This window comes from Luteibacter sp. dw_328, assembly GCF_018449605.1.
GTDB lineage: Bacteria > Pseudomonadota > Gammaproteobacteria > Xanthomonadales > Rhodanobacteraceae > Luteibacter.
Genome location: NZ_JAAVUW010000002.1, coordinates 38435 through 53205, shown reverse-complemented (window position 1 = coordinate 53205; position 14771 = coordinate 38435). Strand labels below are relative to the sequence as shown.

The window sequence follows — 14771 nt, the reverse complement described above, 5'->3', positions numbered from 1 at the left end:
CGCCCGCGGATAGAATCATGGCCAACGATGTCACCGATAAACTCGCCGTCCTCATCGACGCGGACAACGCGCGCCCGGCGATCGTCGACGGCCTGCTCGCCGAGGTCGCAAAGTACGGCACCGCGCACGTAAAGCGCATCTACGGCGACTGGACCGGCCCCCATCTCACCGGCTGGAAGACGGCATTGCTGGATCACTCCATCCAGCCGATCCAGCAGTTCGCCTATACCTCGGGCAAGAACGCCACCGACTCGGCGATGATCATCGATGCGATGGACCTGCTCTACTCCAACCGTTTCGACGGTTTCTGCATCGTCTCCAGCGACAGCGATTTCACGCGACTGGCGTCGCGCATCCGCGAAGCCGGCCTCATGGTCTACGGCTTCGGCGAGCAGAAAACACCCAAGCCCTTCGTCTCTGCCTGCGACAAGTTCGTCTACACCGAAGTGCTCGTCGGCACGGTGGAAAATGAAGCCTCCGAGCCACCGGTGCAGCGTACGGCGCACGAACTGCGCGGCGACACCAAGCTGGTCAACCTGATCCGCAACGCCATCGACGCCGGCTCCGACGAGAATGGGTGGGCCAGCCTCGGCGCCATCGGCAGCATCATCAACAAGCGTTCGCCCGAGTTCGACTCACGCAACTACGGCTACTCGAAGCTGAGCGGCCTGATCAACGGCGTCGGCCTGTTCGATGTCGAGGAACGACAGCTCGGCAACGCCCGGCACCTTTTCGTTCGTCTCCGCGCCAAGGGCAAATGAATATCTCGCTGATCGATCACCTTGCCCTCGCGCTGGACGACGTGCCGGGCGTGCCGCTGGTCGTTGCCTTCAGCGGAGGGCCCGATTCCACGGCGCTGCTGCATGCGCTGGCCGGCCAGATGCCACGACCACCGCTGCGTGCGCTTCACGTCGACCACGGCCTGCACGCTGACAGCGCCACCTGGGCGGTGCACTGCCGCCGCATGTGCGATTCGCTCGGCGTGCCGATCGACGTGGTGCGGGTAACGGTCGACCTCACGCGCGGCGAAGGGATCGAAGCCGCGGCGAGACGCGCACGCCACGACGCGTTTGCCTCGGCGCTGAAACCCGGCGAACACATCGTGCTTGCCCACCATCGCGACGACCAGATGGAGACCGTCCTGCTCAAGCTCATGCGCGGCGCCGGGCCCGATGGCCTGGCCGGCATGCGGCCTATGCGTCCGCTTGCAGCCGGCGTGTTGTGGCGGCCACTCCTGGACCTGCCACGTGTCGCCCTGCTCGACCATATCGCCGCAAACGGCTTATCCACCCTGCACGATCCCTCCAACGACGACCCGCGCATTGCGCGTGGTTACCTGCGCGCCACCGTCATTCCCGCCCTGGTCGACCAGTGGCCCCAGGCCGCCATCAGCATCACCCACAGTGCACGCCTGTGCCGTGAGGCTGCCGACGGGCTACGCGAGGGCTGGATCGAAGCCCTCGATCGCCTGCGTCGCGACGAGAACACCCTGGACGCCCGTGAATGGCTCGACCTGCATCCTGCATGGCGCGCGCCCCTGCTCGATCACTGGCTGCATGCAGCCAGCCTGAGCGCGCCCACCACGGCACAGCGGGATGCGCTGGAGCGGCAGATTCGCGAGGCCTCGGCGGAACGCCTTCCGCTGGTCGGTTGGCAGGACACGGAAGTCCGGGTCTGGAAAGGTCGTTTGTGGGCCATGCCGCGCTGCCAGCCGTTCGACGAGGCGTGGTCGGCCCCCTGGCACGGCGAGCCGCTCGCGCTACCGGGCGGTGGCATGCTCACCCTGGGCGCCACGCGGCTTCCCGAAGCACTCACGGTGCGCTACCGCCGCGCCGGTGATCGTATCCGCACGGCCGGCAACCACATCACCAAGGAACTGCGCGATCTCTTCCAGGAAGGCGCGGTGCCACCCTGGCGGCGGCCACGCATGCCACTGCTGTGCGAAAACGGCAGCCTGGTGGCCGTCGCGGACCGCTGGCTCAGCGATCGTGGCAAGGCGCTGTTCGACGCCGCGGGGTCCCTGCCGAGGTGGCAGCATGGCGTTTCCGATTGATCAAAAAGGCCATGTGAGCTAATTTTGCGGCCATGCCGAAGTCCCCTGCCCCCGCCGCGCCCGCCTCATCCATTGCCGAATTCGAGCACTCGCTCGACGAACTCGAGCAACTGGTCACGCGCATGGAAGGCGGCGACATGAGCCTCGACGAATCGCTCAAGTCGTTCGAGCGCGGCATCGGCCTTTACCGGCACTGCCAGACAGCGCTGGAGCAGGCGGAACTACGCGTGCGCCTGCTGCTCGACCCCGAAGCCCCCGAGACCGCCGAACCCTTTGACTCCCATATCGACTGACCTGCCAGCGCCGCTGAAGGCGCTGGTCGGCCGGGCTGACGACGCGCTGGCGCGCGCGCTGCCCGGCGGTGACCTCCCTCCCGTGGAACTGCATGGCGCCATGCGCTACGCCGTGCTCGGCGGTGGCAAGCGCCTGCGCCCCTTGCTGGTCTACGGCGCGGGGCATGCCCTCGGCCGTGACGACGGCGTGCTCGACGCGCCGGCCTGTGCCGTGGAGATCATCCACGCGTATTCGCTGGTGCACGACGATCTGCCGGCCATGGACGACGATGCCCTCCGCCGTGGTCAGCCGACCTGCCATGTCGTATACGGCGAAGCCATGGCCATCCTCGCGGGCGATGCCCTGCAGGCGCTGGCATTCGAGATCCTCGCCACGCCTTACGGTGAGCGCGACGACCCGGCGGCACGCATCGCCATGTTGCGCGCCCTGGGCGCCGCCTGCGGCGCCGAGGGCATGGCCGGTGGTCAGGCTTTCGATCTTTCGGCGGTAGGTCAGAAGCTGTCACTCGTTGAACTCGAGCGCATGCATGCCTACAAGACGGGCGCCCTGATCCGCGCGTCGGTGCGCCTCGGGGCCCTGGCGGCCGGCTGCACCGACCCCGAACTCCTGGCTCGCCTTGATCGCTACGGGCACGCCGTGGGCCTGGCCTTCCAGGTACGCGACGATATCCTCGACGTGGAAGGCGAATCCGCCGTGATCGGCAAGACCGCCGGCAAGGACGCTGCCGCCGACAAGCCAACGTTCCCCTCGATCATCGGCCTGCCCGCTTCCCGCGAACGCCTCGATACCCTCGTCCGCGACGCCCTCGAAGCCATCGAACCGCTGGGCACGCGAGGCGAATACCTCGCCGACCTGGCACGCTATTCGGCGCAACGCGCTCACTGAAGGGAGCCGCGAGGGGCAAGGCACCGGACGTCGAGGTTGCGTGCGGTCGAGCACACCGCCCGCAAGTCGCAGCCCCGCTCCTGTAGGAGCCGATTCATCGGCGAACCCTCAACGGTGATCGTCGCGAACGAGGCATTGAACCTCATCGTGGAGGCTATTCAACCGCTCGCGCAATCAGCACAAGGCCTCGTTCGTAACCTCGAGAGGCTGAGGGTTCGCCGCTGAAGCGGCTCCTACGGGAGCGCGTTGAGGCAGTCGTGCGGCGCACGGCGACGGCGCGGCGTGGTGCTTTTGCCCCACGCAACCTCGACGTCCGGTGTCGCGGTCGGGTTGGCCCTTGGGGCCGCCTAAGCTGAGGGCCGCCCAGTTCCCGGGCAAGCGATCGCGCCGCCTACGGCCCGTCTCGAAGAGCCGCGCCGCGGCCCCAAGGGTCAACCCGACCGCGACTCCCACAACAGCACGAGCGTGAGGCGGCGAACGCCGCTAAAACACGGGCCGCACAACGGCTTTCCGCATAAAAAAGCCCGCTTTCGCGGGCTTCTTCAATACACGACACAAAAACTCAGCTTATCAATCGCAACGCGAACGGATAGCGGTAGCTGCCCGTCTGGCTGACTTTCATCGCGGCGATGATGCAGAAGATCACGTTGACGATGAACAACGCCCAGTGCAGGAAGGCGCCGATAACGATGATCAGGAGGATCCAGCAGATCACATAGCCCAACAGGATCGTGATCTGGAAGTTCAGCGCTTCCTTGGCCTCGGTGACGAGATAGCCCTTATCGGCTTTGTCCTTGTTGATCAGCCACACGATCAACGGCACGAGGATGCTGAAGGCGAAGCCCAAAAGATGCGTGAACACCGCGATGTTCTTGTCGTCGTTCCCCTGGTAAGCCGGCGGAGCCGGCTCATACGGCGGCGGGCTCGGCGGGGGTGACGGTGGAATCTGATCGGATGGCGTACTCATGGCGCGGCTCCGGCGGCGATGTCGGTCCCACTGTCGGAGAGCGCCAGGGATGTGTCAAGCCGTCCTTCCGACACATGCCGCCCCGGCAGGGGCGGCAGGGTGCGATCACTCGCCCGCGATCGTCATATTCTCGATCAGCCACGAGCCGGTGAGGATGTGCGAGCGACGGTCGACGTCGTTGCCCACGGCGACAAGGTTGGCGTACATGTCGCGCAGGTTGGCCGCGATGGTGATCTCTTCGACCGGATAAGCGATCTCGCCGTTTTCCACCCAGAAACCCGATGCACCACGCGAATAATCGCCTGTGATGAGCGATACGCCCTGCCCCATCACCTCGGTGACCAGGAGGCCGGTGCCGAGCTTGCGCAACATACCGGCAAAGTCGTCGTCACCCGTCTTCACCAGCAGGTTGTGCACGCCGCCCGCGTTGCCGGTGGAGGTCAGGCCGAGCTTTCGTGCCGAATAGCTGCCCAGGATGTAGCGCGCGAGCACGCCATCGACGATCAGGGGCGCGTCGATCGTGGCCACGCCCTCGGCGTCGAATACGGACGAGCCGATGCCTCGCGGAATGAGAGGTTTCTCATCGATGCGAAACCACGACGGCAGAATCTGCTTGCCCACGTGGTCGAGCAGGAAGCTTGAACGGCGATAAAGCGAACCGCCGCTGACGGCGCCGAGCAGGTGGCCGATCAACGAGCGCGAGATCTCGGGGGCAAACAGCACCGGGGCCTGCCGGGTACCGAGGCGACGTGCGTTGAGGCGCGCCAAGGTGCGCTCGGCGGCCTTGCGGCCGATCGCGGCGGGATCCATGAAATCGGCCGCGCTGCGCTGGCTGTCGTACCAGTAGTCGCGCTGCATGCCGTCATCGTCGTCGCCGGCGATCAGGGCAACCGACAGCGAGTGGCGCGTGCCGCGTTCACGCCCGAGGAAACCATGAGAATTGGCGTAGACCGACAGGCTCTGGCCGGCGCTCACGCTCGAACCGTCGGAATTGGTGATGCCGCCGATGGCGCGGCCAGCGTCCTCGATCTCCTGTCCCAGGGCGATGGCGCGGTCCACATCGAGGTCCCAGGGGTGCCACAGGTCCAGATCGGGGAAGGTCGTGGCCATACGATCGGCCTCAGCCAGACCGGAAGCCGGGTCGTCCTCGGTAAACCGGGCGATGGCGCAGGCCTGGTCGATCGTGGCCTGGATCGAGTCCGGATTGAGGTCGGCGGTGCTCGCCGAGCCCTTGCGCTGGCCGAAGTACACGGTGAGGGCGAAGCCGCGGTCCCGCGTGTGTTCGACGGTTTCGACCTCGCCCAGGCGGACATTCACACTCAGGCCGACATCGACACTGGCGGACACCTCGGCCTGGGTCGCACCGGCGGCGCGGGCTCGGCGGATGGTGTCCTCGGCAAGGGTGGCGAGGCGATCGAGGTCCTGCTGGCTGCTGTCAACGGTGGAAACGAGGCTCACGTGGGCTTCCCGGGGGCTGGCGGTTAGAATGGCAGGCCGCACGCGGCCGATTCCATCCAGATGGGGTCGCGTCACCCGATTAAAAAGCAACGCACCGCGCATGGTGCCATGGAACACATATGAGCATCCGTGTCGGCTTCTACCGCCACTTCAAGGGCATGCCCTACCGCGTGCTCGGCACCGCCCGGCATAGCGAAACCATGGAAGAACTCGTGGTTTACCAGGCCCTTTACGGCGAGCATGGCCTGTGGGTCCGCCCCGCGGCGATGTTCGCCGAGACCGTCGAACACGACGGCCGCACGCAAGCCCGCTTCGCCTTCGAAGGCGAAGCCACCGACCTTTTTGCCACGCCGGAGACCCAGCCATGAAGCCCTACGACGATCGCCCGAAGAAGGACGACGAAGAAGACTTCGGCCCGAGCCGCAGCGAACTGCGCCGCAATGCCCTCGACATGCTCAAGCTGGCCAAGCAGCTGGTCGAACTGCCGCCCAGCCGCATCCCCAAGCTGAAGCTGCCCGAAGACATCGTCGACGAGATCGGCCGCACCCGTAAGGTCACCGCCCACATCGCCCACAAGCGCCAGCTGGCCTTTCTCGCCAAGCAGATGCGCCGCCACGGCGACGAGGCCTTCACCGACGCGCGCGCAGCGCTGGGTGAGGACCGCGATCGCCAGCGTCAGGAAGCCGCTCATATGCACCGCCTTGAAGCGCGGCGCGAGAAGCTGTTGGAAGGTGGTGACGTCGCGCTCGGCGAACTGTTCGACGAATACCCGAACCTCGATCGCCAGCACCTTCGCTCACTGGTCCGCCAGGCGAAGGCCGAACGCGAAGCAAGCAAGCCGCTCCACGCGTTCCGCGAGCTGTACCGCATCATCAAGGAGCTCGAAGCCGGTTCGGGCGACGACGAAGCCTAAGCCTCACGCCCCACTGTAGGAGCCGCTTCAGCGGCGAAGCTCCTCAATGAAAAGCCGGCGCCTCTCGCGCCGGCTTTTTTTGTGTGGGAGCCGCTGCAACGGCGATAACCAGGCTACCGTTCACCTCACTACCGCGATCACATCAGCGCTTAGGGAAGCGAGCCATCGCAGAAAGACTCTAGATCGTTGATTGTCGGAAGTGTCTTCGCCGCTTCTCCGGTCAGTCCATAGACCTCGATCCCTGCCAGCCGACCCGCCTGTTCGTATACGAAGATGCCGCTGCGCTCCGATCCCGACCGAAAGACGTATTCAGCTAGAGGTCGCATGCCACCCGTTGGCGCAGGGCAATCCTTCATTTCGAATTGAAGGCTCGCGCACCCGCACTTGCACTTCCAGGGTGAAACTTCGAGCAAATCAACTTGAGACAAAAAGCCAACTGCTGAAGTCGGCCCATTCTCGAGCATCCCGCAAAGAAGCTGCTTTTCTGCGTCGCTGAGAGGGCGATTCATTCGTCGTGCCTGTGGGGCGGGTTCTGGTGACGACATTATCGAAGGCGGCGTGGCGCGGCAATCTGGCTATCGCCGATGAATCGGCTCCTACAGAAATCTTCGTCGTACAGAAATGTCTCGTGACGCGCTCAACGAATGGCGACGACGAAGGCGGCGGCCGATGCCACATGCGTAGCGGGCGAAGCCACAAAAGCGCCCAACATCAGCAGGCAGGTCAGCACACCGGCGGCGAAGAAGGTCTGCAGCATGGCGGTTTCGAATTTCATGGTCGTTGCCCTTTGGCGATGTTTGGAGTGGGTTCGCGATTACTGTTGCATCGGGCGTGCCAACCGCTGGAATGGGCTGCAGGGCGCATTCCTGGGCGGTTTACGCCAGTCGGACGAACGCAGCGGTCGTGTCCGCGGACGATGCGCGGGGCGTCCGGACGGGTGTCCGGGCGTTGTGGCGATCTGGTTATCGCCGATGAATCGGCTCCTACATAAAGAAAAAGCCCGGCGTAAGCCGGGCTCTCCTTTGCAAAGGGCGGCGGGTCGTCCCGCCACCCTTGTCTTACTTCAACCCATTACCAACCGATCCCGAGTTCGAGATGTTCCGGCTGCGTCTCGATCAACGTCGAGCTCTGGTCGGATACATCGTCGTACGCGAAGCCATAGGCCTTGCCGTTCACGCCGTGCAGGTGCCAGAAACGCGAGTAGTAGTTCGCCGGCGACTGCAGGTAGAACGAAGAGGCATCCTTCCACTGCGTGGTGTCTTCCATCACGTGGCGGTTGAACGCTGCGCAGATCTGCGCCTCCAGCTGGCCTTCCACGCCCCAGGGGTCGCTAGAGCGAGCCAGGTTGCCCTTGCCTTCCAGCACGTCCTGCGTGGTCGGCTTCTGCACGTTGAAGAGCATGCCTTCCGGCTCGTCCGCTTCGTGCGTATCCGCCCAGTTCGTGTGAGTGAAGGTCAGTACACCGTTGACCACGGTTCCTTCGAACTGCTTGGCACCGATGGTCATCTCAAGCACGTGGTTCTGGTAGTACGTCCAGGAATCGTCGATGTAGCTGTCGAAGTAATGCTCCTGCGGCTTGCCGACGTCGAACTGATCCTTGCCGGGAGCGAGGATCCGGACCGGATCCGCCTGGGTCAGCGCGAACTCGGCCGGCACTTCCTGATTGTACTGCGCGAAGATCTGCGCGCGCGTCTGCGTGATGCCGGACGACACGTGACGGGTCTTGTTGCCGCCGAACACATCGAGCGCGAGCGGGATGGAGAACTGATCCACCTGCGTCGTGTTGATGAAGATAGCGTTGTCGTTCCAGGTGAACTCGTACCAGTCGTAGTAGACGCCGATGTTCGGATCGGTGCCGTTGAGCGGATTGGGGCCCGCGAAGCCGATCGAGTTGTCGGCGGCCTTGAGCACCTTGATGTACATCGGTTCACCGACCGAGACGAAGATGCGACCCGAATCCAGCTTCGGCAGCAGGAGCAGCTTGGACTGCGCCAGCGTGAAGAAGTAGTTCGGATAGTTCTGGCCGTTCTTGGTCAGGTGGCCGTTGCCGTCGTTGTCCTCAACCGCGAGCGGCGCGATCGTGCCATCCGGCTTGACCCACGAGAACACGTTCGTCTTCGGATCGCGACCGATCACCGCGACGTACACCTTGTCGTCGGCCCACTTGCCATTGGTCGTGTTGCGCAGCTGGGTGCCGATGAAGCCCGGATACACCGAGTAATCGAAGCCCTGCGACGGATCGTTGGAACCGGGGTTGGTCGGCTGCGTCGGGGTCGTGCCACCGCCGTCGGTACCGTAGACCTCGAGCTCCCACAGCGAGTAACCGTACTGCGTGCTGCGCTTGATGCCATGCATGCGCACGTACTGCGCCGAAACCGGCGTGAACGTGCGCGTTTCCACGCCACCCGTGCTTGCCGGATTCGCATCCGCCGTCTGCCAGGTTTTGTGGTCGGTCGACACTTCGATCGCGTACGACGTGGCGTGCGCGTTCTCCCAGTTGAGCACGACCTTGTTCACCAGCTTGACCGAACCGAGATCCACCTCGATCCACTGGTCATCGGTGAAGCCGGACGACCAACGCGTGCCTGCATCGCCATCGTTGACGTTGCCCGGCTTGAACGCCACCGGATTCTCCGAATCCGAAGCGACCACCGGACGGTTCAGGGCGAGGTTGCTCGTGCCCGACACCGGCTGCTGCGGAGCGGCCGGCTGCTGCACGGTGAGCGTCGCGGCCTGACTCGTAGCGGTACGACCCGCCGTGTCGGTGACGACCACGTCGTAGTTACCCGCGTCGGCGACCGCGGCCGTGAAGCCGAGGCTGGCCTGGGTGGCACCGGCGATCGAGGCACTGTTGCGGCGCCACTGGTAACCGACCGTTCCATTGGCCTTGACGCCGACGGTGAAGTTCACCGCCTGCCCTGCCGTCACGCTCTGCGACTGTGGCTGGCCGACGATGGTCGGGGCCGAGGCAGCGTAAACCTCGAACTCGAACATCGAGACGCCGTAGTCGGTGTTGCGCTTCAGGCTGTTCATGCGGACGAAGCGCGAGGTCTGCACCGCGAACGTCTGCGTGTCCACGCCGCCCTTGCCGACGACCGGACCCACGATCGTGTTCCATGCCTTGCCATCGTCGGAGATGTCGATGGTGTACTGGGCCGAAGACGCATTTTCCCAGCGCATGATCACGTGGTCGAAGCTCTTCGGCGTACCGAAGTCCACGATCAGGTCGACCGGATCCTGCTTCTGCACGGAACCCCAACGGGTGGTGAAGTCGCCATCGATGGCCGCACCGGGATTGAGATCCGGACGCTCCGTCGTGTAGGACGACGATGCCGTGGCACCGATGGCGATGTTCACGCCACCCTTGCCGTCACCCGGCGTACCCGGGCTGGGCGGATTGCCGCCACCGTTGTCGTTGCCACCGCCGTTGTTCGGCTGCGTGACCGGACCGGCCCACGTCGGCGGATCGTTACCGGCGTTGGAGTTGTCGACCGTCAACAACACGTTGTTGCTCGCGGTGGTGAGGCCTTGCGCACTGACGACATTGACGCGGTAGACGGTCCCATTCTGGGCGGCCGTGAGGGCGCGCGTGGCGTACTTGCCGTCGGCCGTGCTCGACACGAACGTGAGCACGTCCTGGTCGTTCGCGTCCTTGGTCACGGTGTACCAGTCGTAGCTGAGCGGACCGACACCCGTCGCCGTCACGGTGAAGGGTGCGGAACGACCCACACCAGCGGTCTGGTTGGTGGGCTGGGCGGTAATGGTCGGAGCTACCACCTTGGTGCCCTTCACGCAGAGCACGTGGCCCGGGTTGTTTTCCGCCACTTCGCGGCGGACATCACCCAGCGAGCTCACCTGGAAGGCAAAGGTCGAATCCGTCGGATCCTGACCGTCCGTCCACGTATTCCAAGCACCCGGGAACGCTTCGCTCGAGTAGCTCTGGCCGCTGATGGCCAGTGCTTCGTCGACGGTTGGCAGGCGCATGCCGTCCTTCGCGCATTCCTGGATGGCAACCGACTGCGTGAACTGCGCACCCTGGTCGAGGAAGCCACGCTGCACGCGATCCCACTGCAGGCCGCTCAGGTTATCCGTTACCAGGTTCGAACCGGTCGCGGAGGTGTAGCGGTCCGTGACGGCACAGCAACCCGCCGAGTTGTAGACCTCGAACTCATACAACGAGTAGCCGTAATCCGTGGCACGGTGGATGCCCTGCATGCGCACGTAGCGACCCTTCACCGGGTGGTCGAAGGTGAAATCCTCCGTGCCGCCGGTGCTGGTATCGGTGTGGTACGCATCCTGGAAACCCGTGTTCGGATCGTCCGAATACTGGATCTTGTACTCGGTGGCGTGGGCGTTTTCCCACTTCAGCACGACACGGTTGAACGTGCGCGACGAGCCGAGATCGACGGTGATGTATGCGTTGTCGTCACCGATCTGCGAACCCCAGCGCGTGGTTCCGTCGCCGTCGACGGCCTGCCAGGCGGCGGTACCGTTCACGTCCTGCACCTGCGAGGCGAGCGTCACTTTTTCACGGGCGAGGTTCGCACCCGGCGGAGCCAGCGTGAGCTTGGCTGTCGTCGTTGCCACCACGCCGGTGATGTTGGTCACCGTGACGGTGTACGTGCCGATATCGCTCTGCTGCACGGACGGAATAGTAAGCGTCGGCAGGTCATCGCCGACTGCCACGCCACCGACCGACCACTTGTAGTGGAACGGAGAGGTCCCGGCCACCAGCGTCGACACATCGAACGTCGCCGGCTGGCCCGGGTTCGCACGAACGTCGGCCAGCGTACCGGTGAACACCGGCGGGCGAGGCTGATTAACCGTCAGATGAGCCGCCTGCGATGGTACCGAGCTGCCGAAGTTGCTGATGACAACCGAGTAGTCGACATTGCCGTCGGCGACACTCAGCGTCGGCGTGTCGTAGCTCGTACCGTTTGCACCCGGAATGGCCGACGCGCCCTTCATCCACTGGTAGGTGAGCGTCGGCGAACCGTCGGCCACGACCTGGAAGTGGGCCTGCTGGCCTGCATCCACGTTCTGAGCAACGGGCTGTGTGCGGACAACCACCTGGCTGAAGGCGAAGACCTTGAGCGCGGCGGCACTGGATTCCTGATCGGGACCCTGGCCGTGCACGACCACGGTATAGCTCGCGCCGTCGTCGCCACGCGTCGAGGCCGGGGTGACGTAGCTCGCACTCGTCGCACCCGGAATTTCCACGCCATTCTTCTTCCAGGTGAAGCTCAGCGGCGGCGTGCCGGAAGCGGTCACGGAGAAGTGGCCAACGTCACCTTCGGTAATGTCCTGCTCGATCGGCTGGGCAATGATCGAGGGCGGACCCGACGCGGTCGGCGGCGCCGGCACATTGACGATAGCGAACGTGGCGGAGCCAGCCGTGAGGCCCGGTGCCGTAGCGGTCACCGTCACCTGGCCCGGCGTGAACTTCGAGCGCAGAGCGATCTTCTGCAGACCGCCCTCGAACTGCAGTTCCGGCGAACCCGGCGAGTGATAGCTGTGGATCGGCTCGGCAATACCGCCATTGTTGTCCGGCATTTCGCCGGCGCTGTAATCGACGTACTGCTGCGTGCCACCCTGGTACGTCACGATCGACGCGCCACTAGTCACTTCGAAGGTCACCTTCTGCGCGGCATCCGGCACGACGACGTTGTTCGCATCGACGACCTTGGCAACGATGAAAGCGGCATCCGAACCGTTGGCTGTCACCTGGAAGGTGGTGCCGTCCGGCTTGACGACGTTCGGCACGACATCGAGTTCGATGTGATCGGCCTTGCCGGCCGTGGTCAGTGTATCCGCCACGGGCTGCCCGTCGGCACCGGTACGCACGCTACCCAGTGCGTCGATGCACTGCGCGGTCGCGGTGCCCGCCTTCCACGTGACGTTCCAGTGCACCTGGCCCGGCAGCTTCGTGGTGGCCTGCGCCTTGTCGGAACCGACGATCTTGCCGGTGTCTTCGTCCGTGGGACCGTTCTCGACGGCGTACGAGGCGTCGTCGATCGTGTCCCAGCGGTTCGGCACCTGGTCGCTGCCCTGCGGTACGCCATTGACTAGCAGGCGAACGGCCGGGCAGTTGCTGAAGGCGTTGACCTGGATGTCGCCCGTGCGATTCCAGGTGTTGGCCAGCTTGACGACCGGACGCAGGTCGTAGGGCACCCAGACAGACTCGTACACGTAGTACAGCATGCGCGGGAAACGGTTCGCATCGGTCATCGACGCGTTGTTGCCGCGGACGTTGTGGCGGAAACCCTTGATCGGCTTGCCGTCCGGATGCGTCGCGATGCTGCCGTCCGGGTTCTTCTGGTAAGCCCAGTGCGTCGCGTCCTCGAGGCCTTCGACCATCTCGATGACTTCACCCGGCGTGTCGGACATGTACCACTGGGCCATGCCGAACGTGCCGACCTTGCGGGCCTGCGAGTAAGGCACGAGGTAGTTCAGCGCAAAGGCCAGCTCGTAATCGTACGAGTGACGCAGCGTGCCCGGACCCCAGTATTCCGCGCCCCAGGCGGGCTTGTTCGGAAATTCGTTCGAGTGCAGGTAGGTTTCGCAACCGGCCTTCGAGCAGCTGAGGATATCGCCGTTGGCGGCGTCCGGCGTGCGGTCGGCGGCGGCGCGGGGATTGATGCTGTCCCAGGTCCGGGCCAGCGCGCGAAGCTCGACGGCAAACGGCGTCGACATCACGCCATTGTCGTGCTCCCACGCCAGGATCGACGGATGGCTGCGATCGCGGATCACGATGTCACGATGGACCTCGCGCTTGATCGTCCACATGTCGTTGCACTGCTGGTCGCCCGCCTTGCATGGCGTGGCAAATCCGTTCTCGCCATCGCCACTGGGCTGCACGATGAACACGCCCAGCGCATCCGCAGCCTCGACGAACTCGGGGCTGGACGGGGAGTGACCCGGACGCCAGAGATTGCCACCACCGGCAGCGAGCTGCTGCAGATCGCGCCACTGCTGCTCCTCAGGCACGGACGAACCGAGCGCGGGATAGTCGTAGCGGCCCGAGCCGCCCCACATGTATTGCTTCGCGCCGTTGACGTACGGGAAGTCCTTATCCCAGGTGATGACACGGATGCCGAGCGTGCTCTGCTTTGCATCCACCACCACGCCGTCGATGCTTACCGTATGCAGCACCTTGTACAGGTAAGGTTTGCCGTTGACGCTGTTGTTCGGATACCACAGGTGCGGGTTGCTCACCTGGATGGTTTCGTCGAACACCGGCGTTTCGTTGTTCGGCACGAAGTTCGGCGGCAACGTCTTCTGCTGCTGGTCGGACTTGACCACATTGCCGTCGGCGTCGACGATCTGCGTGGTCAAGGTCACCGACTTCGCGACGTTGGTTTCGTTCACCACGTTGGTCTGCACTTTGACCGTCGCGGTGGTGTGGTCCGCGCTGAGGGTCTGCGTGCCGACGTACGTGCCCCAGGTGTTCTGGCCCGCGTAGACGTTCTCCGGGATGTGCACGAAGTTGGTCACGTGCAGCTTTACCGGACGGAACAGGCCGGCTTCGGCCTGGCCGAAGCGGAACGAACCGGAAAAGCCGGGATCCTCGAAGAAGCCACCACCACCGCGGCTGACCTTCACGGCCAGCACGTCGCTGCCGTCGAACTTGAGGAAGGGCGTCAGGTCCACGATGTGCGGCAGGAAGCCGATCACGTGGGTGGCATTCGCATCCGGCTGGCCCGGCTGGTTGAGCACGCCCGTACCGGGAACGAAATGACCGTTGATGTAGACGCGGTCACCCGTGTGGGCGCCTTCGAACTCGACCATGACTTTCTTGCCGGCGAACTTCGCCGAGTCGTCGAGCTTGACGCGATACCAACTGGTCTCACCATCCAGGCTGCCCTGGCCGCCGCCAGACTCCTGATTGATGAAAGTGGTGAAATCGTTGGCAGCGTGCGGAATACCAACGGTCAGCCATGCGCTGTCGTTGAAGGTCGGGATCGCACCGTCGTCGCCATTGGGCAGCGGTGCGTAGACGACCGGGTCATTCGGGTTCTGCACGGCCTGCTTGGTGTATTTCCAGGGTCGTGCACCGAGATTGATGTCCTGGCGATCCGATGGCGCGAGGGTGACCGCCTGCGCGGTCATCGTCGCGCCAAGGAGTACGGCCGCGAGCAGGCTTGCCAGCCGCCCTCGTCCGTTCGCCCCGCGTTGCAGTATCGGGTGTGTCTTCATTGGGT

Annotated in this window: 10 protein-coding genes; 6 read left to right on the top strand and 4 right to left on the bottom strand. The window is 64.5% G+C overall.

Going from position 1 to position 14771, the window contains the following annotated elements:
• Positions 1-17: 17 nt before the first annotated feature.
• From HB634_RS04745 to HB634_RS04730, 4 genes are read left to right on the top strand one after another with little or no spacing between them, the layout of a single operon-like run.
• A complete protein-coding gene (locus HB634_RS04745) occupies positions 18-761 on the top strand; it encodes an NYN domain-containing protein (protein ID WP_063573704.1) in 744 nt (247 codons plus the stop codon).
• Entirely contained in the window at positions 758-2053 is a 1296-nt protein-coding gene (gene tilS, locus HB634_RS04740) for a tRNA lysidine(34) synthetase TilS (protein ID WP_213947765.1), read from the top strand. Before HB634_RS04745 ends, tilS begins: the two co-directional genes overlap by 4 nt.
• 32 nt (positions 2054-2085) lie before the next feature.
• Positions 2086-2346, top strand: coding sequence for an exodeoxyribonuclease VII small subunit (locus HB634_RS04735; RefSeq protein ID WP_213947764.1), 261 nt, complete (start codon positions 2086-2088; stop codon positions 2344-2346).
• Complete coding sequence (locus HB634_RS04730) at positions 2327-3232, top strand: farnesyl diphosphate synthase (RefSeq protein WP_213947763.1); 906 nt, start codon at positions 2327-2329, stop codon at positions 3230-3232. Before HB634_RS04735 ends, HB634_RS04730 begins: the two co-directional genes overlap by 20 nt.
• Before the next feature lie 562 nt (positions 3233-3794).
• Here HB634_RS04730 and HB634_RS04725 read toward each other — a convergent pair.
• Both HB634_RS04725 and pmbA read right to left on the bottom strand, forming a co-directional pair.
• Positions 3795-4199 (bottom strand): DUF4870 domain-containing protein, encoded by a 405-nt coding sequence (locus HB634_RS04725; protein ID WP_213947762.1) that lies wholly within the window; start codon positions 4197-4199, stop codon positions 3795-3797.
• 105 nt (positions 4200-4304) lie between these two features.
• Positions 4305-5657: a metalloprotease PmbA gene (gene pmbA / locus HB634_RS04720; protein WP_345777465.1), complete on the bottom strand. Its 1353-nt coding sequence runs from the start codon at positions 5655-5657 to the stop codon at positions 4305-4307.
• 119 nt (positions 5658-5776) lie between these two features.
• On the opposite strand from pmbA, the gene HB634_RS04715 reads away from it, so the two are divergent.
• Together HB634_RS04715 and yjgA are read left to right on the top strand one after the other, a co-directional pair.
• Positions 5777-6025 carry a DUF1653 domain-containing protein gene (locus HB634_RS04715; protein WP_063573764.1) on the top strand — a complete coding sequence of 83 codons (249 nt, stop codon included), beginning with the start codon at positions 5777-5779 and terminating at the stop codon, positions 6023-6025.
• The gene (yjgA, locus tag HB634_RS04710; RefSeq protein ID WP_213947761.1) at positions 6022-6570 is read left to right on the top strand and encodes a ribosome biogenesis factor YjgA; all 549 of its coding nucleotides are present in this window, start codon (positions 6022-6024) and stop codon (positions 6568-6570) included. The genes HB634_RS04715 and yjgA overlap by 4 nt, the downstream gene beginning before the upstream one ends.
• A 637-nt stretch (positions 6571-7207) precedes the next feature.
• Here the strand turns inward: yjgA and HB634_RS04705 are convergent.
• Positions 7208-7345 (bottom strand): hypothetical protein, encoded by a 138-nt coding sequence (locus HB634_RS04705; RefSeq protein WP_157504948.1) that lies wholly within the window; start codon positions 7343-7345, stop codon positions 7208-7210.
• Between the two features lie 296 nt (positions 7346-7641).
• A complete protein-coding gene (locus tag HB634_RS04700) occupies positions 7642-14766 on the bottom strand; it encodes a beta-1,3-glucanase family protein (RefSeq protein ID WP_213947760.1) in 7125 nt (2374 codons plus the stop codon).
• Positions 14767-14771: the final 5 nt, after the last annotated feature.